Below are 19,838 nucleotides of genomic sequence, written 5' to 3'. Positions count from 1 at the left end.
CGAGCACCCGGCGACCGGTCAGGTCCCGGCCGTTGAGCGAGCACCCGACGACCGGGTCGGGTCCCGGCCGTTGAGCGAGCGAGGAACGAGCGAGACGAAACGCCCAGACCGCACGAGCAGCCCGCCGTCAGCTCGCGCGCCATGCCTCCCGGCGCGCGGCCTGCTCGGTCGGGTCGGGCACCGGCAGCGACGCGAGGAGGCGCCGCGTGTAGGCGTCCTGCGGGTCACCGAGCACCTGGGCGGTCGGGCCCTCCTCGGCGATCACGCCCTTGTGCAGCACGACGACGCGGTGCGCGAGCATGTCGACGACGGCGAGGTCGTGCGTGATGAAGAGCGTCGCGAACCCGAAGCGCTCCTGCAGCTCGCGGAACAGCTCCAGCACGCGCGCCTGCACCGACACGTCGAGGGCGCTCGTGGGCTCGTCGGCGATCAGCAGCTTCGGGTCGAGGGCGAGGGCGCGGGCGAGCGACGCGCGCTGGCGCTGGCCGCCCGACAGCTCGTGCGGGAACCGGTCGCCGAACGCTCCGCCCAGCTGCACCGCGTCGAGCAGCTCGTCCACGCGGTCGCGCGCGGCGTTCGCATCGGCGGCATCCGAGTGCACCACGAGCGGCTCGGCCACGTTCTGCGCGATCGTCAGCAGCGGGTTGAAGCTCGTGGCCGGATCCTGGAAGACGAAGCCCAGCTCCTTGCGCCGCGGGCGGAACTGCCGCTCCTCGACCCCGTTCATCTCGACGCCGAGCACCCGCAGCGATCCGCCGGCGACCGGCGTGAGCCCGGCGATCGCGCGACCGATCGTGGTCTTGCCCGAGCCGCTCTCGCCGACGAGTCCCAGCACTTCGCCGGGCCTGATCGCGAACCCCACCCGATCGATCGCACGGAACGTGGGTCGGCCGAAGCGGCCGGCGTACTCGATGATCAGCTGATCGGCAACGACGACCGGCTCGGCGGACTGCTCGTCGGCGGTCAGCGTGCGGTCGGCGAGCTCCAGGCGCGGCACGGCGGCGAGCAGGCGCTTGGTGTACTCGTGCCGTGGCGAGGCGAACAGCCGCCCCACCGGCGCGGTCTCGACGACCTCGCCCTCGAGCATCACCGCGACCCGATCGGCGAGATCCGCGACGACGCCCATGTTGTGCGTGATGAGCACGATCGCCGTGCCGTACTGGTCGCGCAGGTCGCGCAGCAGGTCGAGGATCTCGGCCTGCACCGTGACATCGAGGGCCGTCGTCGGCTCGTCGGCGATGATGACCGTCGGATCGAGCGCCAGCGCCATCGCGATGACGATGCGCTGCTTCTGCCCGCCCGAGAACTGGTGCGGGTAGTCGTCGACGCGCTTCTCAGGAGCCGGGATGCCGACACGTGCCAGCATCTCGACGGCGCGCTTCTTCGCCTGGGCCTTGGTGTAGCCGCCGTGCGCCCGCAGCCCCTCGGCCAGCTGCCACCCGACCGTGAAGACGGGGTTCAGCGCCGTCGACGGCTCCTGGAAGATCATCGCCGCCTTCGACCCGCGGATCTCGCGCAGCGCGTCGGCGTCGAGGCCGACGATGTCGAGCCCGTCGAGCAGCACCGCGCCGCCGACCGTCGCGGTCTCCGGCAGCAGTCCGATGATCGTGCGCGACGTGACGGTCTTGCCCGAGCCGGACTCGCCGACGATCGCGAGCACCTCGCCCCGGCGCACGTCGAGCGTCACGCCGCGCACCGCGTGCACGTCGCCGCCGTCGGTCACGAACGTGACGTCGAGATCGCGGATGTCGACCGCGGGGGAATCGGATGCCGCAGCCATCACTCCACCTCTCCCATGAACTCGCGCGACACCGGCTGGGTCGCGGCGACGGCGTCCGCCGGCGTCGCCTTGGCCGACCGCCGGCGGGCGCGCAGGCGCGGGTCGGCGAGGTCGTTGAGGCTCTCGCCGATGAGCGTCACGCCGAGGATCGCGACGACGATCGCGACGCCGGGCGGGATGGCCGTCCACCAGATGCCGGCCGAGACGTCGCCGATCGACTCCTTGAGGTCGTAGCCCCACTCGGCGGCGGCGGTCGGCTCGATGCCGAAGCCGAGGAAGCCGAGCGCGGCCAGGGTCGCGATCGCCTCGGAGGCGTTGAGCGTGATGATGAGCGGCAGCGACCGCGTGGAGTTGCGCAGCACGTGGCGGAACATGATGCGCCACGTGGACGCGCCGATCACCTTGGCCGACTCCACGAAGGCCTCGGCCTTCACGCGCACCACCTCGGCGCGCACGACGCGGAAGTACTGCGGGATGAAGACCACGGTGATCGCGATGGCGGCCGCCATCACGCCCGGCACGAGGCCGGACTGACCTCCGCTGATGGCGATCGCCGCCACGATGGCGAGCAGCAGGGACGGGAAGGAGTAGATCGCGTCGGCGATGACGACGAGCACGCGGTCGAGCCAGCCGCCGAGGTATCCCGACACAAGACCCAGCAGGATGCCCGCGAACACCGACAGGATGATCGCGACCACGATGACGAACAGCGCGGTCTGCGCGCCCCAGATGGTGCGCGAGAGCACGTCGTAGCCGCCGACGGTGGTGCCGAGCAGGTGCTCAGGGCTCGGTGGCTGCTGTGCCCCGAAGAGCCCGTCGGGCCCGCGCAGCTGGTTGTAGCTGTAGGGGGCGAGCCAGGGGGCGAAGATCGCCACGACGATGAACAGCCCGGTGAGGGCCAGACCGGCCACGAGCATGCCGCGCTGAAGGCCGACGCTCTGCTTCAGCTGGTGGACGACCGGAAGACGGTCGACGAGTCTGCGCTGAGCCATGTCAGTACCTCACCCTCGGGTCGAGGAAGGCCGCTATGACATCGACCACGAAGTTGGTCAGGGCGACGATGATGGCGATCATCGCGACGATGCCCTGCACCGCCACGAAGTCGCGCGACCCCAGGTATTTCGCGAGCTGGAACCCGATGCCCTGCCACTCGAACGTGGTCTCGGTGAGCACCGCCCCCGAGAGCAGGATCGCCACCTGGAGTCCGATCACCGTCACGATCGGGATCAGCGCGGGCTTGTAGGCGTGCTTGCGCACGAGCCGGTATTCGCTGACGCCGCGCGAGCGGGCCGCGTCGATGTACGGCATGTTGTGCGTGCCGATGACGTTCGTGCGCACGAGGCGCAGGAACACGCCGCCGATGGCGAGACCCAGCGTCACGGCGGGGAGGACGGCGTGGAGGATGACGTCCTGCACGTATGCCGGGTTGCCGGTCGCGATCGCGTCGATGAGGTAGAGCCCCGTACCGCCCTCGCGGTTGAGCGCCAGCTCGGTGCGGACGCTCGCGCGCCCGCTGACCGGGAACCAGCCGAGCCACACCGAGAAGATGAGCTTCGCGACGAGGCCGGCGAAGAACACCGGCGTCGCGTAGAACAGGATCGCGCTCACCCGGAGTCCGGCATCCGCCGTCTTGTCGCGCTTGGCAGCGGCGACCAGGCCCAGCGGGATGCCCACGATGAACGCCACGATCAGCGCGTACACGGCGAGCTCGAGCGTCGCGGTGCCGTAGCGGATCAGCACCTCGGTGACCGGCTGGTTGTCGGTGAGCGTCGTGCCGAAGTTGCCCGTGAACACCTGGCCCAGGTACTCGAAGTACTGGACGATGATCGGGCGGTCGAACCCGGCCTCGTGGATGCGCTCCTGCAGCTGATCCGGAGGCAGCCGTCCGCCCAAGGCCGCGGTGATCGGGTCACCGGTCAGCCGGATGAGGAAGAACACGACGGTCACGAGGATGATCACCGTCGGGAAGATGAGCAGGAAGCGCACGAGGAGGTAGCGCCACAGCATCCCCCCTCCGGATCTGGTCCGGGGCGCGGCGAGCATCGGCGGAGGCTGTTCGACGGCAGCGACGTCGCTGGTCATGGGCGGGGCCTAACTGTGGGTCGTGCGGCAGACGGCGGGATGCATGGCGATGGGGCGGCCCGACGAGCGGACCGCCCCATCGTCAGCACCGTCTCTTACTTGGTGAGCGGAGCGAAGCGGAACTTGAACGACGCGTCGAGGATGACCCCGTCGACGTCGGTGCCCGCGACGGCCACCTGAGCGCCCTGCAGCAGCGGGACGGTCGAGAGCAGCTCGGCGACGCGCGCCTGGATGTCTTCGATCTCCTGGGTGCGAGCAGCCGGGTCGGGGTTGACCGCCTGGTCGAGGATCATCTGCTCGGTCTGCTCGTCGCTGAAGTGGTTGCCCAGGAAGTTCTCCGTCAGGAAGAACGGCGTCAGGTAGTTGTCGGCGTCCGAGTAGTCCGGGAACCAGCCGAGCTGGTACGCGGGGTAGACGTCGGCGGTGCGGTCCTTCGAGTACTGCACCCACTCGGTCGACTTGAGGTCGACGGTGAACAGGCCGCTCTCTTCGAGCTGCGACTTCACGAGCGCGTACTCGTCGCCCGACGACGGGCCGTAGTGGTCGGGGCTGTACTGCAGGCTGAGGGCGACCGGCGTGGTGACCCCGGCGGCCTCGAGCGTGGCCTTCGCCTTGTCGACGTCGGGACCGCCCTCGCCATCGCCGTAGAGGCCCTTGAGTGCGTCGGTCGCGCCGGCGAAGCCCTCGGGGACATAGGAGTACAGCGGGGTGTAGGTGCCCTTGTAGACCTGCTCCGAGATGGCCTGGCGGTCGACGAGGTCGGCCACCGCCTGGCGCACCGCGAGCGCCTTGGCCGGGTCGGCCTCAGCCGTCGTCGCGCCGTACGGCTGGGTGTTGAAGTTGAAGACGATGTAGCGGATCTCGCCGCCGGGACCGTCGACGACCTGCACCTTGTCGTTCTTGCTCAGGTCGTCGACGTCCGTGGCCGAGAGGCTGCGGTACGCCACGTCGACGTCGCCCTCCTGGACGGCGAGCTTGAGGTTCGACGACTCGGCGAAGTAGCTGAGGATCACGCCGTCGTTGACCGGCGCGTCCAAGAGGCCCTGGTAGTTCTCGTTCGGGGTGAACTCGACCGTCTTGTTGAAGTCCCATGACGTGATCGAGTACGGGCCGCCGAACGCGTTCGCGTCGACGATGTCCTGGTCGGGCGTGATCGCGTCGGCCGAGAAGACCTCGTCGTCGACGATGGCACCGGGGAAGCTGGTCAGGATGAACGGGAAGACCTGGTCGTTCGCCGTCTTCAGGTGGAACACGACCGTCGTGTCGTCGGGCGTCTCGACGCTGTCGAGGTTGTAGAGCAGGCTCGACGCGCCGTTGGGGTCGGCGATCTTGAGGTTGCGGTCGAACGAGAACTTCACGTCGGACGACGTGAGGTCGTTGCCGTTGGCCCACTTGAGGCCCTCGGGGAGCTTCACCGTGTACTCGGTGTCCGACGTGAACTCGGCCGACTCTGCGAGGTCGGGAACCACCTCGGTGCTGTTGTAGTCGGTGTTGACCAGGTACGGGAAGACCTGGGTCTGGACCGCGAGCGAGCCGTTGTCGTACGAGCCTGCCGGGTCGAGCGTGGTCACCTTGTCGGTCGTGCCGACGATCAGCGGCTCGCCCGACGCGTTGCCGCCGTCATCGTTGCCGCCTCCGCCGCCGCCGGCGCAGCCGGCGAGGAGCAGGGCCGAGGCGCCGAACGCCCCGATGGCGAGACCGATGCGGCCGCGCGCGCTGTGGTGCAGTGACATGGATGCTACCTCTGCTGTCATTCGAGTCCGTCGCGTCATCGATGACGCGACTCGTCCCGCTATCTTCACCCCCGGTGGGCGAGACGGCAATCGAGTGAACGATTCGTAACCGAACTGAAACCCGCTCGACTTGACACCGGGTGTCAGCGCACGCCCTCGGCGCGCGCCGCCCACCAGTCGCGCAGCCGGCGCTCCGCCTCGTCCTCGCCGACCACGCCCTCGTCCAGGCGCAGGTCGAGCAGGAACCGGTACGCCTCGCCCACCTCGCGCCCCGGCGGGATGCCCAGCACCTGCTGGATGCGGTTGCCGTCGAGCTCGGGCCGGATGGCGTCGAGCTCCTCCTGCTGGGCGAGCTCGGCGATGCGGCGCTCGATGTCGTCGTACGCGGCGGCCAGGCCCCGCGCCTTGCGCACGTTGCGGGTCGTCACGTCGGCACGCGTGAGGATGTGCAGGCGTTCGAGCTCGGGTCCGGCATCCCGGACATAACGACGGACCGCGGAATCCGTCCACGCCCCCTCGGAGTAGCCGAAGAAGCGCAGGTGCAGCTCGATCAGCCGCGTGACCGTCGCGATCGTGTCGGAGTCGAAGCGCAGTTCCTGCAGCCGCTTGCGCGCGAGGCGGGCGCCCTTGAGGTCGTGGTGGTAGAACGTGACGCCGCCGCCCGGCTCCAGGCGACGCGTCGCGGGCTTGCCGATGTCGTGCAGCAGGGCCGCGAGCCGCAGGGGCACATCGGGTGCGGCATCCGGGTTCCGCGCCTTCTCGAGCTCGATCGCCTGTCGCAACACGGTGAGCGAGTGCTCGTACACGTCCTTGTGGTGGTGGTGCTCGTCGACCTCGAGCCTCAGGGCGGGGATCTCGGGCAGGAACTCGGCCATCAGCCCGGTCTCGACGAGAAGACGGATGCCGCGCACCGGGTCGTCGGTCGCCAGCAGCTTCACGAGCTCGCCCTGGATGCGCTCGGGGCTCACGATCGACAGGGTCTCGCGCAGCTCGGCCATCGCCGCCTCGGTCGCGGGGTCGACCGAGAACCCGAGCTGCGAAGAGAAGCGGGCCGCCCGCAGCATGCGCAGCGGGTCGTCGCCGAAGCTCACCTGCGGGTCGGCGGGGGTGCGCAGCACGCCGTGCACGAGGTCTTCCACGCCGCCCGTCGGATCGACGAGCGTGCGTCCGGGCACCCGCAGCGCCATGGCGTTGACGGTGAAGTCGCGGCGCACGAGGTCGCTGTCGAGGGTGTCGCCGAACTCGACGGTCGGCTTGCGCGTGACTCCGTCGTAGCTGTCGGCGCGGTAGGTCGTGATCTCGACCTGCTCGCCGCGCACACGCGCTCCGATGGTGCCGAACGCGCGTCCGATGTCCCACTGCGTGGAGCTGATCGGCTTCACGACCCGCAGGATGTCGTCGGGACGCGCGTCGGTCGTGAAGTCGAGGTCGTTCGTGCGCCGGCCGAGCAGCGCGTCGCGCACGGGACCGCCCACGATCGCGAGGTCGAAGCCGGCGTCGGCGAAGGCCCGGGCGAGCGTGTCGACGACGGGGGACTCGGCGAGCGCGCCGAGGCGCGCGATGCCCTCGGCCATGTTGAGCATGGTCTCCAGCCTACCGAGCGTCAGTCGGCGAACCGCAGGAAGCCGGTGAACAGCAGCTCGCGCACGCGGGGGATCAGGTCGGCCCGCAGCGCCGCCGGGTCGACGCCGAGCAGCTGCGCGATCGCGTCGATCAGCACGCCGACCGGCAGGTCGCCGTCGCACGCGCCCACGAGCGCCGCGAGCCCCGGATCGACGCCGAGCGACCGCCCGAACCCGCCGCCCTGGCGCAGCTCGATGACGGTCGGGTCCTCGGCGCCCGGCAGATGGTGGCGGGCCTCGGTGACGTCGCCGGCGACGACGAGAGTGGATGCCGTCACGCCGGCGTCGTCGAGCGCCGCGAGCCGATCGTGCGCGGCGAGGGCGTCGGCCAGGTGCGCGCCGAGGCTGTCGCCGGCGAGAGCGGTGTGCAGGCGCTCGTACCGCGCCAGGCTCGGCGCGCCGTCGGCGGGGCGCCGCAGCAGGATGTACCCGAAGCCGACCTCGGTCACGCCGCGCGCGCCGAAGTCGTCGAGCCACGCGTCGACGAGACGCGTGAACCCGGGCGTGCCGGGCAGTGTGCCGCCGTCGCGCACCCACAGCTCGGCGTACGACAGGGGGTCGAGGCTCTCGCGCTCGACCACCCAGGCATCCAGGGGCACGGGCGAGGCGTCGACCCAGGAGCGCACGCGCTCGAGCCCGTCGACACCGTCGCGGGTCTCCCAGTTGCCGAGCAGCTGCGCGACGCCGCCGGGCGTCAGGTGCTCACCGGCGCCCGTGACGAACGCCGCCACGACGTCGTCGCCGACCATGCCGCCGTCGCGGTACTCGTACGCGGGGACGTCGGCGACCCGCGGCGTGATGACGAACGGCGGGTTCGACACGATCCGGTCGAACTGCTCACCGGCGACCGGCTCGAAGAGGCTGCCGAGCCGCGTCTGGATGCGTTCCACGCCGTTGAGCAGCGCGTTCAGCCTCGTGAAAGCGAGAGCCCGCGCCGAGATGTCGGTCGCCACGACGTGGTCGACCTGTGCGCGGGAGCGCAGGGCCTGGATGCCGCATCCCGCCCCCACATCGAGCCCCCGGGCCGCAGGCGTCGGCAGCTGCAGGCCGGCGAGCGTCAGCGATGCGCCGCCGACGCCGAGCACATGGTCCTCGGGCAGCGGGCCGCCCAATGCGGCCTCGTCGAGGTCGCTCGCGATCCACCACTGTCCGGAGCCGGTCGCGTCGGCGTACGACTGCGGTCGCACGACGGCGAGCGGCCGCACGAGGTCGTCCTCGACCGCTGCGAGACCCAGCCGAGCCAGTCCGTCGGCGCCCGTGCGGGGCAGTGCGAGACCCGTGGATGCCGCGGCCTCCGGCATCCCGAGCACGAGAAGCCGCGCGAGCACGGCCAGGGGGTCCGCACGATCGCCGAGCGCCCGCAGGGCCGGCGAGCGCAGGCCGCGTGCGATGGCGTCGTCGGCGGCCGCTCCCCACGCGTCGCGCACGCCCTCGGCGGAGAACCCGGCGTCGCGGAGGTCGGCGGCGAGCGAGCGGCAGAGGGCGGGATCCGGTTCGGGAAGCACGCCTTCACGTTATCCGCACCGGTGGGTGCCGGTCGTTGAGCGGAGCGCGCTCCCGCGCTGGGTCGTGCGTGCGGTCGGGGCGTTTCGTCTCGCTCGTTCCTCGCTCGCTCAACGACCGGGGGCCGTGGTGCCGGTCGTTGAGCGGAGCGCGCTCTGGCGCGGCGTCGTCCGTGCCGTCGGGGCGTTTCGTCTCGCTCGTACCTCGCTCGCTCAACGACCAGGGGGACGTGGTGCCGGTCGTTGAGCGGAGCGCGCTCTAGCGCGCGCAGACGAAACGCGGTCCTGGCACGAGGCCGACCGTGCAGCCGACGCGTTTCGTCTCGCTCGTACCTCGCTCGCTCAACGTCGTGGTGCCGGTCGTTGAGCGGAGCGCGCTCTGGCGCGGCGTCGTCCGTGCCGTCGGGGCGTTTCGTCTCGCTCGTACCTCGCTCGCTCAACGAGCGGTCGTTGAGCGGAGCGCGCTCTGGCGCGCGCAGACGAAACGGGTTCCGGCACGAGCTCGTCGTGTGACCGCCCGGCGTCCGGCGGGCTCGGAGGCGCTCACCGTAGAATCGCAGTCGATCGTGCGGTCAGGACATCGCACAGGAGCGAACCCCCGACAGGATGATCGTGACCAGACCGCGAGTACGGCGGCGCCCCCCACGCCGCGCCCCTCGCCTCGTGACCGCCGCCCTCGCCGCCGTGGCGGCGCTGGCGGTCGTGCTGCCGGCTCCTGCCCTCGCCGCGACGGAGCCCTCGCCCACGCCGACCCCCACCTCGTCGATCGCTCCCGGCACGACGGTGTTCACGCTGGCGCCGGTGTCGAACGGCGTCGTGCGCCCGGGCGACGCGCTGACGGTGTGGCTGTCGCTGCAGAACGGCACCGACGCGGAGCTCGCAGCCACCGAGGTGACCCTGTCGCTCGGCCGCACGCCGCTGGCCTCGCGCACCGCACTGCGGGACTGGCTCGCCGGCGACCTCGACGAGGCGGCGGTGCAGCCGATCGCCACGAAGGCGCTGGATCCCGTCGCCCCGGGCACCGACGAAGAGACCGCGCTCACCCTCGCGCCGGAGGACCCCGCCCTCGCGGGCCTCACCCCCGGCGTCTACCCGCTCGTCGCGTCGTACCCGTCCGAGGCGGGTGTCGTGAGCTCCACGAGCGCCGTCATCGTGCCCGACGACGGTCGTGCCCCCGTCGACATCGGCGTCGTCGTGCCGATCACGGCCGGTCCGCGCGAGGAGGGGCTGCTCACGGCCGACGAGCTCACCGAGCTCACGGCGCCCGACGGAGCCCTGACCAGCCAGCTCGGCGCCGTCACCGGCACCGACGCGATCCTCGCCGTGGATCCGGCGATCCCGGCCGCCATCCGCGTGCTGGGCACGGCGGCGCCGCAGCCGGCGCTGGCCTGGCTCGCACAGCTCGAAGCGCTCCCCAACTCGCGGTTCGCCCTGCAGTTCGGCGACGCCGATGTGACGGCGCAGCTGCAGTCGGGACTCGCCCGCCCGCTCGCCCCGAAGTCGTTCACCTACGCGATGTCGCCCGACGACTTCCCACCCGCGACGCCGTCGCCCGAGCCCGAGCCCTCCCCGACCTCCAGCGCCACGGCGATCCCGAGCACGGACGCATCCCTGCCGTGGACGGAGGAGCTGCTCGAGATCGGCCCCGGCGACCGCGACGCGACGTACTGGCCGGCCGACGGGACCGCCGACACCGACGTCGTGACGACCCTCGGCGGACTCGGCACGGACGACACGACGGCGCTGACGGTGATCCCCTCGGCGACGACGCGCGCCGGAGCCGCCGGAGCGACGGTCGCCGCGAACGGCACGGTGGGCGACGCCGGCGTGCTCGTCTACGACAGCGACGTCTCGGCGGCGCTCAACGAGGGCTCCGAGCTCGAAGAGACGTGGCTGCGCGGAGCGCCGCTCACCGCCGCGACCGCGTACCTCGCGTTCGCGACCGCCGAGTCCTCCGGCCCGCTGCTGGTCACCGTCGGTCGCGGCGAGGATCGCTCCCGCCTCGCCCTCGGCACCGCCATCACGGCTGCAGCGGCCGCCCCCGGCGTCGAACCGCACACCCTCACCGTGCTCACGGCGGGCGACCCCGCCGCCCTCGAGCTGACCGACGTCGACGCGTCGCCCGAGCGTGCCGCCGCGGCATCCGCCCTCGTCGGCGACGAGAGCGAACTCGGCCGCTTCGCGACCATCCTCGACGACCCCTCGCTGCTGACCGGACGCGAGCGCAACGCGATGCTGCAGGTGCTGGGCATCGCGTGGGTCGGCGACCCCGAATGGCCGACCGCCCTCGCCGACCACCGGGAGGCCACGCGCGCCACGCTCGACTCGGTCGGACTGCTGCCCACGACGCCGACGAACCTCTTCGGGTCGCGCGCGCCGCTGCAGTTCTGGGTGCGCAACGAACTGCCCTACCCCGTCAATCTCGTGCTCTACACGACACCCGACAACCTGCGCCTCGACGTGCAGGGCGAGACGACCGTCGTGGCCACGCCGCAGAGCAACACGCGCGTCGATGTGCCGGTGCAGGCCCGTGTCGGCCGCGGCGAGGTCACCCTCACGCTGCAGCTGCGCAGCCCGCAGTTCGTCGCCATCGGCGAGGCCGAGACCGTCGACATCAACGTGTGGGCCGACTGGGAGGGCGTCGGCATCGCCGCCCTCGCGGTCGTGGTCGGCGGCTTGGTGGTGGTCGGCGTGGTCCGGACGGTCCTGCGCGTGCGCCGTCGACGTCGTGGAGTGGATGCCGCCGCCGCAGGCGACGAGACGCCCGGCGGGCAGGCGGCCGGAGCCGAGGAGCCCTCGGGCGAGGCATCCCTTCCCGCCGCGCCGGCCGACGGGGACGGTGAGAAGTGAGCGGCATCGGGCGGGCGAGCGTCATGATCGGCGCCGGGACGATCGTGTCGCGGCTGACGGGGTTCCTGCGGGGGATCGTGCTCGTCGCGGTCGTGGGATCGGTCAAGAGCCCGGCCGGCGATGCGTTCGCGACGGCGAACCAGCTGCCGAACAACATCTACGCGCTCATCTCCACCGGTCTGCTCACGGCTGTCGTGGTGCCGCAGATCGTGAAGGCGGCGTCACACAAGGACGGCGGACGCGCGTTCATCTCGAAGGTGTTCACGCTCGGCGCGGTGGTGCTGCTGGTGACGACGGTGCTCGCCACACTCGCCGCACCGTGGCTCGTCCAGCTCTATGCCCCGGGATACACCGACGAGCAGCTCGCGCTGGCGACGGCCTTCGCCTACTGGTGCCTGCCGCAGATCCTCTTCTATGGCCTGTACGCGCTCGTCGGCGAGGCTCTCAACGCGCGCCGCATCTATGGACCGTTCACGTGGGCGCCGATCGTCAACAACATCGTGTCGATCGCCGGGTTCCTGGTCTTCCTGGGCCTCTTCGGCGGCCCGCTCACCCGGGTCGTCGACTGGACGCCGTCGATGATCGCCCTGCTGGCGGGCACGGCGACTCTCGGCATCATCGTGCAGGCGCTCATCCTGTTCTTCTTCTGGCGCCGAACCGGTCTGCACGTGCGACCCGACTTCGCCTGGCGGGGCGTCGGCCTCGGGCAGATCGGACGGCTCGCGGGCTGGACGTTCCTGATGGTCGCGGCGGGGCAGATCGCGGGCCTGCTGCAGGGCCGTGTCGTCTCGGAAGCGTCAGGAGACGGACCTGCGGCGGCCGCCATGGGGTACGCATGGCTGCTGTTCATGCTCCCGTACTCGATCATCGTCCTCTCGATCGGGACGCCGTACTTCACGCAGCTCAGCGAGCATGCCCACGCCGGGCGGGACGACGAGGTGCGCGGCGACATCGGCCGGAGCATCCGCACTCTCGGCGTTTTCGTGGTGTTCGCCACGTTCGCCCTCGCTGCCGCGGCTGTGCCGGCCTCGCGGATCTTCACCAACACGGCGAGCGAGGCGGTCCAGGCGGCCTGGGTGCTTCTGGCGTACCTCATCGGCCTGATCCCGCTCGCGGTCCTCTTCGTCGTCCAGCGCACGTTCTACGCGTACGACGACACCCGCACTCCGTTCTGGTTCACCCTCGTGCAGTGCGCGATCGTCGTCGCGACCGCCTACGGCGCCTGGGGCCTCGTGAACGCCGGCGTCATCGGGCTCGAGCACCTCGCGGCCGTCGTGGCCATCGGGCAGTCTTTCGCAAGCATCGTGCAGGTCGTACTCGCGACATGGCTGCTGCAGCGCCGACTCGGCGGACTTCGCACGACCTCCTGGCTGCTGTCGCTGGGTCGGTTCGTGCTCGCCGCCATCCCCGCCGCCGCCGCGGGGTGGGGCGTCTTCGTCCTGCTGGGCGGAGCGGACGGCTGGACGGCATCCAGCGCTCTTCTCGGGGCTGTCGGGTCGGCGATCATCGGCTTGGCGGCGCTGGTCGTGTATGTCGGCATCCTCGCGCTCTTCCGCGCTCCCGAGCTCTCCGTCGCCACGGCCCTCGTGCGACGGTTCCTCCCCGGCCGGCGCTGAGCGCGCCGACGCCGGACCGGTCGGCGGAATGCCACGCGGTTACCATGTGTTGAGGCATCCGGAGCCCTTTTCCGTCCGTCGTGGCGTCGCGGGGCTCGGCAACAGGAAGGTGCGCACGTGCGTCAGGTCATCATCATCGGATCGGGTCCCGCGGGGTACACGGCCGCCATCTACGCGGCCCGCGCGAACCTGAACCCGCTCGTCGTGGCGAGCTCGGTCGAGGCCGGCGGCGAGCTGATGAACACCACCGAGGTCGAGAACTTCCCGGGCTTCCCCGAGGCGATCATGGGGCCCGACCTCATGGCCAAGATGCAGGAGCAGGCCGAGCGCTTCGGCGCCGAGGTGCTGTACGACGACGTCGTGTCGCTCGACATCGACGGTCCCGTCAAGAAGGTCACCCTCGGCAGCGGCGCCACGCACGAGGCGGACTCGCTCGTGTTCGCGACCGGCTCGGCTCCGCGCAAGATCGGCATCGAGGGCGAGTCGCGCCTGTCGGGCCGCGGCGTCTCGTACTGCGCCACCTGCGACGGGTTCTTCTTCCGCGAGCGCGTCATCGCCGTCGTGGGCGGTGGCGACTCGGCCATGGAAGAGGCGACGTTCCTCACCAAGTTCGCGTCGAAGGTGTACATCATCCACCGCCGCGACGAGCTGCGTGCGTCGAAGATCATGCAGGAGCGCGCCTTCAAGAACGAGAAGATCGAGTTCGTCTGGAACAGCGCGGTCGTCGACATCCTCGGCGACGAAGCGGTGACCGGCGTCGTGCTCGAAGACACCGTCGACGGATCGCGCCGCGAGCTGGCGCTGGACGGCGTGTTCGTCGCGATCGGCAACGACCCGCGCACGCACCTGGTGCACGACAAGCTGCGGCTCACGCCCGAGGGCACCGTGTGGGTCGACGGTCGTTCGTCGCACACATCGGTTCCGGGCGTGTTCGCCGCGGGCGACGTCATCGACCCGACGTACCGCCAGGCGGTCACCGCCGCCGGCAGCGGCACGGTCGCGGCACTCGATGTCGAGCACTACCTCGCCGGACTCGGCGAGGCGGGCGCGCCGGACCCGGCCGGTGCCGAGATCGACGGTCTCGCGGATGCCGCGACCCTCGGTCGCTGAGCGCACGCACACCGTACGCGCAGGTGCCGGCGGAATGATTCCCTGACCGGTGTTGTTGATGCCGGTGACAGACTTCCCACCTAAGGAGACAGAAAGATGACCGCCAAGGCGACGACCTCCGCCACGTTCGAGCAGGACGTGCTCCAGGCCGACGGCCCCGTGCTCGTCGACTTCTGGGCCGAGTGGTGCGGGCCGTGCCGCATGGTCTCGCCCGTCCTCGACCAGATCCAGTCCGAGCACCCCGACAAGATCACGATCCTGAAGCTCAACGTCGACGAGAACCCCGACCTCGCGATGAAGTATCAGATCACCTCGATCCCGGCGATGAAGGTGTTCCAGGGCGGTGAGGTGAAGACGACGATCATCGGCGCGAAGCCGAAGTTCGCCCTCGAGCAGGACCTCGCCGCGTTCATCGGCTGATCCTCGCACCTACACGAAGCCCCGCCAGGCCCACGCCTGGCGGGGCTTCCGTCGTTCGCGGACGCATGCCAGCGGGGGAATGTTCCGGCATCCGAACTTTTTTGCGCGGAAGTGTCGATCTGGGCGAGGCTGGTTCGACGCACAAGGTGAAGGGCCCGAACGAGGCCCGCACCCGGGCCCGACGGCCCCCGACGAAAGGGAACGCCATGCGTTACATGCTCATCATGCAGGTGGATGCCGAGGCCGCCGCCGCGTTCGACCCCACCACCATCGACATGTCCGAGGCGTACGCCGCCATGGGCGCCTACAACGAAGAGCTGCAGAAGGCGGGCGTGTTCCTCAGCGCCGAAGGTCTCTCGGACGCCGCGGAGGGATTCCGCATCGACTTCAACTCCGTCCCTCCGGTCGAGACCGACGGACCGTACGCCGAGGCCAAGGAGGTCTTCACGGGCTTCTGGATCATCGAGGTCGCCTCGCGCGAGGAGGCGCAGCACTGGGCGCGCAAGTGCCCGCTCGGTCCGGGGACGGCGCTCGAGGTCCGTCGCGTGAACGAGCTCAGCGATTTCGACCAGAACGACGAGTGGGTCGCCAAGGAGCAGGAGTGGCGTGCCGCCAACTCGTGAGCCGGCGGACTCAGTTCGCGTCGACGCGCACCGTCGCATCCCAGCGGCGGTGCGTGTTGGCGTCGCCGAGCAGCCGCCAGACGGCCTTCGTCAGCGGAGGGTAGTCCAGGGCGATCTGCCGCAGCACGCGGTAATGCCGGCTGGCGTTCGGGCGCGACCCGCCGTTCTCGGCGATGTTCTCGGCGCGCAGCATGAACACGACCAGCTCATCGACCGACGGCAGGTCTTCCATGAAGTCCCACGGGTCTTCGCCGCCGCGCAGCCTCTCGGTGATCAGCACCGACAGCTCGTCGGCGGCTTCGGCACGCAGCAGCTCGAGGCTGGCCCGTCTCCTCGGAGTCTGCTCGTCGTTCGCCACCCGTCAAGCGTACGTCGCCCTGCCGACACCGGGGGTCGCCGCGGCGAGAGTCCCCGTACGCTGAGAGCATGACGACGGCGCCCGCGCACGATCCTCGAGACTCCGGGCACCGCGTCGTCGAGGCGGTGTGGCGCGACCAGTCCGCACGCATCGTCGCTGCGCTCACCCGGCACACCGGCGACTTCTCGTGGGCGGAGGATCTCGCGCAGGAGGCTCTCGTCGAGGCGCTCGACGCGTGGCCCAGGAACGGCATCCCCGACAACCCCGGCGCGTGGCTCATGTCGGTGGCGAAGCGGCGCGCCATCGACGGCTGGCGCCGCCGCGAGCGCATGGCCCAGCGCGAACCGCTCTTCGTGACGGAGGCACTCCAGGCCGAGGCATCCGATCCCGTCCCTCTCGAGGCGGACCCCGACCGCATCGACGACGACGTGCTGCGCCTCGTGTTCGTCGCGTGCCACCCCGTCCTGCCCGCGCAGGCGCGCCTCGCGCTGACCCTCCGCACCGTCGCCGGCCTCACATCCGAGCAGATCGCCCGTGTGCTGCTGATGACGGTTCCGGCACTGCAGCAGCGGATCGTCCGCGCCAAGAAGTCGCTCGCCGCCGCGAGCGTGCCCTTCGAGGTGCCCGATCGCGCCGAGCGCCCGGCCCGCCTCGCCAGTGTGCTGCAGGTGATCTACCTGCTCTTCACCGAGGGGTACTCCTCGGCCGAGGGGGAGCGGCCACTGCGACCGGACGTCGCACGCGAAGCGGTGCGGCTCGGTCGCCAGCTCGAGACCCTCATGCCCGGCGAACCCGAGATCTCTGCGCTCATCGCGCTGATGGAGTTCCAGTCCTCCCGCTTCGCCGCGCGCATCGACGCCGAGGGCCTCCCGCTCACCCTCGAGCAGCAGGACCGCCGGCGGTGGGACCGCTCAGCCATCTCGCGCGGCTCTGCGGCCCTGCGGAGAGTGGATGCCGCCGACCGCGGCCTCGGCTACTACGGACTTCAGGCGGCCATTGCCGAGTGCCACGCCGTGGCGCCGACGTTCGCCGACACCGACTGGCCGCGCATCCTGCGTCTGTACGACGCACTCGAGACGCTCGCGCCATCAGCCGTCGTGCGCCTCAACCGGGCCGTCGCGGTCTCGATGGTCGACGGTCCCGACGCGGCGCTCGCGCTGGTGTCGCAGCTCGAGCCCGAGCTCACCGGATTCCGGCCCTTGGTCGCGGTGCGCGCCGAGCTGCTCGAGCGCCTGGGACGGGTGGATGCCGCCACGGCGGAGTTCCTCGCCGCTGCCGAGCTGCCGGGCAATGCCGCCGAGACCGAGGTTCTGCGGCGCCGGGCCGCGGCGCTGCGCGCCTGATCCCCGGGCGCGTTCCTTCGTTGGGAGTGCGAGCGCGCTTCGTCTCGTCGCTGCGCTCCTCGCTCAGCGACCGACGCGCGAGACGAACACCTCGGTGCCAACCGTCAGAGGCTTGCTTCCGGTCGTTGAGCGAGCGAGGAACGAGCGAGACGAAACGCCCCGGCCGTCGAACGACGCCTTCTGCGACGGCTAGGAAGCCTCCGCCGAGCCGTACTCGGTCTCGCCGAGCTCCTCGAGGATGCGGTTGAGGTCCTGAATCGTCGCGAAGTCGATGCTGATCTGGCCTTTTCGTGCCGTCAGCGAGATCTTCACCCGCGTATTCAGGCGGTCGCCCAGTCGCTCGGCGACCTCGTCGAGGTGGGCGCGACGCGAACCAGCCTGTGGCTTCGCCGCACGCGTGGGGGCGGCATCCGGAAGCTTCGCGGCAGCCTCCGCGGCACGGACCGAAAGGTCCTCGTTCACGATCTTGTCAGCGAGGCGCTGCATCGCCGTCGCGTCCTCCAGCGACAGGATCGCACGCGCGTGACCGGCCGTGAGCACGCCGGCGGCGACGCGCTGCTGCACGGGGACGGGGAGCTTCAGCAGGCGGATCGTGTTGCTGATCTGCGGGCGCGAACGTCCGATGCGCGTCGCGAGCTCTTCCTGCGTTATGCCGAAATCCTCGAGCAGCTGCTGATACGCCGACGCCTCTTCGAGGGGGTTGAGCTCGGAGCGGTGCAGGTTCTCGAGGAGTGCGTCGCGGAGGAGGTGCTCGTCGGCGGTGTCGCGGACGATCGCCGGGATCGAGTCGAGCCCGGCCTCTCGAGCAGCGCGCGTGCGGCGCTCGCCCATGATGAGCTCGTGCTCGCCCTTCTCGTTGAGACGCACGACGACAGGCTGCAGCACGCCGAACTCGCGGACGCTGTGGACGAGCTCGGCGAAGTGCTCCGGGTCGAAGTTCGTGCGCGGCTGGCGCGGGTTGGGAACGATGTCGTTCGGATTGATGTGCACGAGCCGCGCGCCGGGCACCTCGACGAGATCTTCCTGGGGTTCGGGGGTCTCGGCCGCATCGGGCGTCGGCTCGGCCTCATCCACGGAGACAGCGCGCGGGAAGAACACATCGGCGGGGCGCTCGTCGGACTGCTCGTTGGTCGGGATCAGTGCGCCGATTCCGCGGCCGAGTCCTGTGCGCTTCGCTGCCATCAGGCGCCCCTTTCGTTCGAGGCGCTGTCGCGCCGGATCATCTCGACGGCCGCTTCACGATAAGCGATGGCGCCGGCCGACTGTCCATCGTAGGCGAGAACCGACTGCCCGAAGCTCGGCGCCTCTGACACGCGGACCGAGCGGGGGATGATCGTGTCGAGGACTTCCTTGGGGAAGTGCGCCCGCACCTCGTCCGCGACCTGCTGGGCGAGGCGCGTGCGACCGTCGTACATCGTCAGCATGATCGTCGAGAGCTGCAGTCGCGGGTTCAGATGCTTCTGGATCATCTGCACCGTTCCGAGCAGCTGGCTCAGACCCTCGAGCGCGTAGTACTCGCACTGGATGGGGATGAGCAGCTCGCCCGCCGCGGTGAAGGCGTTGATCGTCAGCAGTCCGAGTGACGGAGGACAGTCGATCAGGATGAAGTCGAGCTGCCCGGGGTTCTTCGCGAGGTAGTCGTCGACAGCGACGCGCAGACGGTGTTCTCGCGCGACCTGCGACACCAGCTCGATCTCGGCGCCGGCGAGGTGAATGGTGCTCGGCGCACACAGCAGGTTGGGGGACTCCGGGCTCACCTGGATGATGTCGGCGAGCGGGAACTCGTCGATCAGCACGCCGTACACGCTCGGGATGTCGGACGTGTGCGGCACGCCCAGCGCCGTCGACGCGTTGCCTTGCGGGTCGAGGTCGATCACCAGCACGCGAGCACCGCGCTCGGCGAGAGCTGCGGCGAGATTGACGGTCGTCGTGGTCTTGCCGACTCCGCCCTTCTGGTTCGAGACGGTGAGCACGCGCGTGCGGCCGGTGAGGTGGACCTCGGCTTCTTCGAGCGCCTTGCGGCGTGCCGACAGGTCCGCGAGTTCCCGCGCGATCGGGGAGTCGTCGTCCTCCTGGACCACGTCTGCGGGGTCTTCCTGCGCGATGGCGGGTTCCTCTTCCTGCGTGAGGGTGGGGGTCGGATCGGATGCTGTTGCTTCGGGCTCTGACGGCGCGGTCTCTGGCTCGGGCTCAGGGGCCGGTTCGGGCTCCGGTTCGGCTTCCGCTTCGGGCTCGGACACGGGAGAGTCGCTCGGTTCCGGCTCGGATACATCGGGCCGTTCTTGCGCGTCGTCTGAGTCCTGGGCCTCGTCGGTCTCGGTCTGCGTGTTGGGCGCCACGTCAGCGTACTCGCCGGATGCGACATCGGCGGCCGCCGCGGAAGCAGGCGTCGGGTCCGATGCCGAGTCGTCGTCTGCGACTTCCGTCGGATCCTGTGCGACCCCGGATGCATCCGCGTCGGGCTGGGTGGTCTCGGCCGCGGACGGGGACTCGATGCCATCGAGATCTCCCGGCGTGACGGCATCCACGGGGGACTCTTGTCCGAATGCCGAGGTGGGCTCTACGCCTGACTCAGGGACTTCTGGCGTCGAGACGGCGGGCGGCTCGTCGGACGAGACGGATGCCTGAGCGTCGGTCTCGTCGGGTTGTTTCACGTGAAACTCTCCCCCTTGCGCGAGCCGCTCAACATCGCCTTCCACCTTATCCCGCCTTCCCCCCATCCCCAGCCGCCGGAGCCACTTGTTCATGCGTCCCTTACCATTCCGCGTGGAGCATCCACGGTCCTAGTCAACCTCGGAG

15 protein-coding genes are annotated in these 19,838 nt (G+C 70.5%); 6 read left to right on the top strand and 9 right to left on the bottom strand.

Annotated elements, in window-relative coordinates; genetic code table 11:
- Window positions 1-127 precede the first annotated feature (127 nt).
- From JNB62_RS03070 to JNB62_RS03045, 6 genes are all read right to left on the bottom strand, one after another.
- On the bottom strand, window positions 128-1,780 hold the full coding sequence (locus tag JNB62_RS03070; protein ID WP_220299403.1) for a dipeptide ABC transporter ATP-binding protein: 1,653 nt from the start codon (window positions 1,778-1,780) through the stop codon (window positions 128-130).
- Entirely contained in the window at window positions 1,780-2,772 is a 993-nt protein-coding gene (locus JNB62_RS03065) for an ABC transporter permease (protein WP_220299402.1), read from the bottom strand. The genes JNB62_RS03070 and JNB62_RS03065 overlap by 1 nt, the downstream gene beginning before the upstream one ends.
- A gap of 1 nt (window position 2,773) precedes the next feature.
- The gene (locus tag JNB62_RS03060) at window positions 2,774-3,862 is read right to left on the bottom strand and encodes an ABC transporter permease (protein ID WP_220299401.1); all 1,089 of its coding nucleotides are present in this window, start codon (window positions 3,860-3,862) and stop codon (window positions 2,774-2,776) included.
- Window positions 3,863-3,957: 95 nt separating this feature from the next.
- Complete coding sequence (locus tag JNB62_RS03055) at window positions 3,958-5,595, bottom strand: ABC transporter substrate-binding protein (protein ID WP_220299400.1); 1,638 nt, start codon at window positions 5,593-5,595, stop codon at window positions 3,958-3,960.
- Between the two features lie 143 nt (window positions 5,596-5,738).
- Window positions 5,739-7,178, bottom strand: a complete 1,440-nt coding sequence (locus tag JNB62_RS03050; RefSeq protein WP_220299399.1) for a CCA tRNA nucleotidyltransferase — start codon at window positions 7,176-7,178, stop codon at window positions 5,739-5,741.
- 20 nt (window positions 7,179-7,198) lie between these two features.
- A complete protein-coding gene (locus JNB62_RS03045; protein WP_220299398.1) occupies window positions 7,199-8,722 on the bottom strand; it encodes a DUF7059 domain-containing protein in 1,524 nt (507 codons plus the stop codon).
- 603 nt (window positions 8,723-9,325) lie between these two features.
- On the opposite strand from JNB62_RS03045, the gene JNB62_RS03040 reads away from it, so the two are divergent.
- From JNB62_RS03040 to JNB62_RS03020, 5 genes are all read left to right on the top strand, one after another.
- The gene (locus JNB62_RS03040) at window positions 9,326-11,569 is read left to right on the top strand and encodes a DUF6049 family protein (protein WP_222855655.1); all 2,244 of its coding nucleotides are present in this window, start codon (window positions 9,326-9,328) and stop codon (window positions 11,567-11,569) included.
- Window positions 11,566-13,185: a murein biosynthesis integral membrane protein MurJ gene (murJ, locus tag JNB62_RS03035; protein ID WP_220299396.1), complete on the top strand. Its 1,620-nt coding sequence runs from the start codon at window positions 11,566-11,568 to the stop codon at window positions 13,183-13,185. The genes JNB62_RS03040 and murJ overlap by 4 nt, the downstream gene beginning before the upstream one ends.
- 117 nt (window positions 13,186-13,302) lie before the next feature.
- On the top strand, window positions 13,303-14,295 hold the full coding sequence (gene trxB / locus JNB62_RS03030) for a thioredoxin-disulfide reductase (protein WP_220299395.1): 993 nt from the start codon (window positions 13,303-13,305) through the stop codon (window positions 14,293-14,295).
- A gap of 96 nt (window positions 14,296-14,391) precedes the next feature.
- Complete coding sequence (gene trxA / locus JNB62_RS03025) at window positions 14,392-14,715, top strand: thioredoxin (RefSeq protein WP_220299394.1); 324 nt, start codon at window positions 14,392-14,394, stop codon at window positions 14,713-14,715.
- A 206-nt stretch (window positions 14,716-14,921) separates the two neighbouring features.
- Complete coding sequence (locus JNB62_RS03020; RefSeq protein WP_220299393.1) at window positions 14,922-15,338, top strand: YciI family protein; 417 nt, start codon at window positions 14,922-14,924, stop codon at window positions 15,336-15,338.
- Between the two features lie 10 nt (window positions 15,339-15,348).
- On the opposite strand, the gene JNB62_RS03015 is transcribed toward JNB62_RS03020, so the two are convergent.
- Entirely contained in the window at window positions 15,349-15,696 is a 348-nt protein-coding gene (locus tag JNB62_RS03015; protein ID WP_220299392.1) for a tryptophan synthase subunit alpha, read from the bottom strand.
- 68 nt (window positions 15,697-15,764) lie between these two features.
- Between JNB62_RS03015 and JNB62_RS03010 the strand changes: the two genes are divergently transcribed.
- Window positions 15,765-17,039: an RNA polymerase sigma factor gene (locus JNB62_RS03010; RefSeq protein WP_220299391.1), complete on the top strand. Its 1,275-nt coding sequence runs from the start codon at window positions 15,765-15,767 to the stop codon at window positions 17,037-17,039.
- A gap of 189 nt (window positions 17,040-17,228) precedes the next feature.
- On the opposite strand, the gene JNB62_RS03005 is transcribed toward JNB62_RS03010, so the two are convergent.
- Window positions 17,229-18,221, bottom strand: a complete 993-nt coding sequence (locus JNB62_RS03005; protein ID WP_220299390.1) for a ParB/RepB/Spo0J family partition protein — start codon at window positions 18,219-18,221, stop codon at window positions 17,229-17,231.
- Window positions 18,221-19,144, bottom strand: coding sequence for a ParA family protein (locus JNB62_RS03000; RefSeq protein ID WP_308291717.1), 924 nt, complete (start codon window positions 19,142-19,144; stop codon window positions 18,221-18,223). The genes JNB62_RS03005 and JNB62_RS03000 overlap by 1 nt, the downstream gene beginning before the upstream one ends.
- Window positions 19,145-19,838 lie beyond the last annotated feature (694 nt).

Source organism: Microbacterium jejuense (assembly GCF_019511665.1).
Classification (GTDB): Bacteria; Actinomycetota; Actinomycetes; order Actinomycetales; family Microbacteriaceae; genus Microbacterium; species Microbacterium jejuense_A.
This window is presented reverse-complemented; position numbering and strand designations above follow the sequence as displayed.

What these genes read in the sequence shown, in the direction of transcription:
- JNB62_RS03070 (WP_220299403.1), bottom strand. Translation starts at nt 1,780, where the DNA reads ATGGCTGCGGCATCCGATTCCCCCGCGGTCGACATCCGCGATCTCGAC.
- JNB62_RS03065 (WP_220299402.1), bottom strand. Translation starts at nt 2,772, where the DNA reads ATGGCTCAGCGCAGACTCGTCGACCGTCTTCCGGTCGTCCACCAGCTG.
- JNB62_RS03060 (WP_220299401.1), bottom strand. Translation starts at nt 3,862, where the DNA reads ATGACCAGCGACGTCGCTGCCGTCGAACAGCCTCCGCCGATGCTCGCC.
- JNB62_RS03055 (WP_220299400.1), bottom strand. Translation starts at nt 5,595, where the DNA reads ATGTCACTGCACCACAGCGCGCGCGGCCGCATCGGTCTCGCCATCGGG.
- JNB62_RS03050 (WP_220299399.1), bottom strand. Translation starts at nt 7,178, where the DNA reads ATGCTCAACATGGCCGAGGGCATCGCGCGCCTCGGCGCGCTCGCCGAG.
- JNB62_RS03040 (WP_222855655.1), top strand. Translation starts at nt 9,326, where the DNA reads ATGATCGTGACCAGACCGCGAGTACGGCGGCGCCCCCCACGCCGCGCC.
- trxA (WP_220299394.1), top strand. Translation starts at nt 14,392, where the DNA reads ATGACCGCCAAGGCGACGACCTCCGCCACGTTCGAGCAGGACGTGCTC.
- JNB62_RS03020 (WP_220299393.1), top strand. Translation starts at nt 14,922, where the DNA reads ATGCGTTACATGCTCATCATGCAGGTGGATGCCGAGGCCGCCGCCGCG.
- JNB62_RS03010 (WP_220299391.1), top strand. Translation starts at nt 15,765, where the DNA reads ATGACGACGGCGCCCGCGCACGATCCTCGAGACTCCGGGCACCGCGTC.
- JNB62_RS03005 (WP_220299390.1), bottom strand. Translation starts at nt 18,221, where the DNA reads ATGGCAGCGAAGCGCACAGGACTCGGCCGCGGAATCGGCGCACTGATC.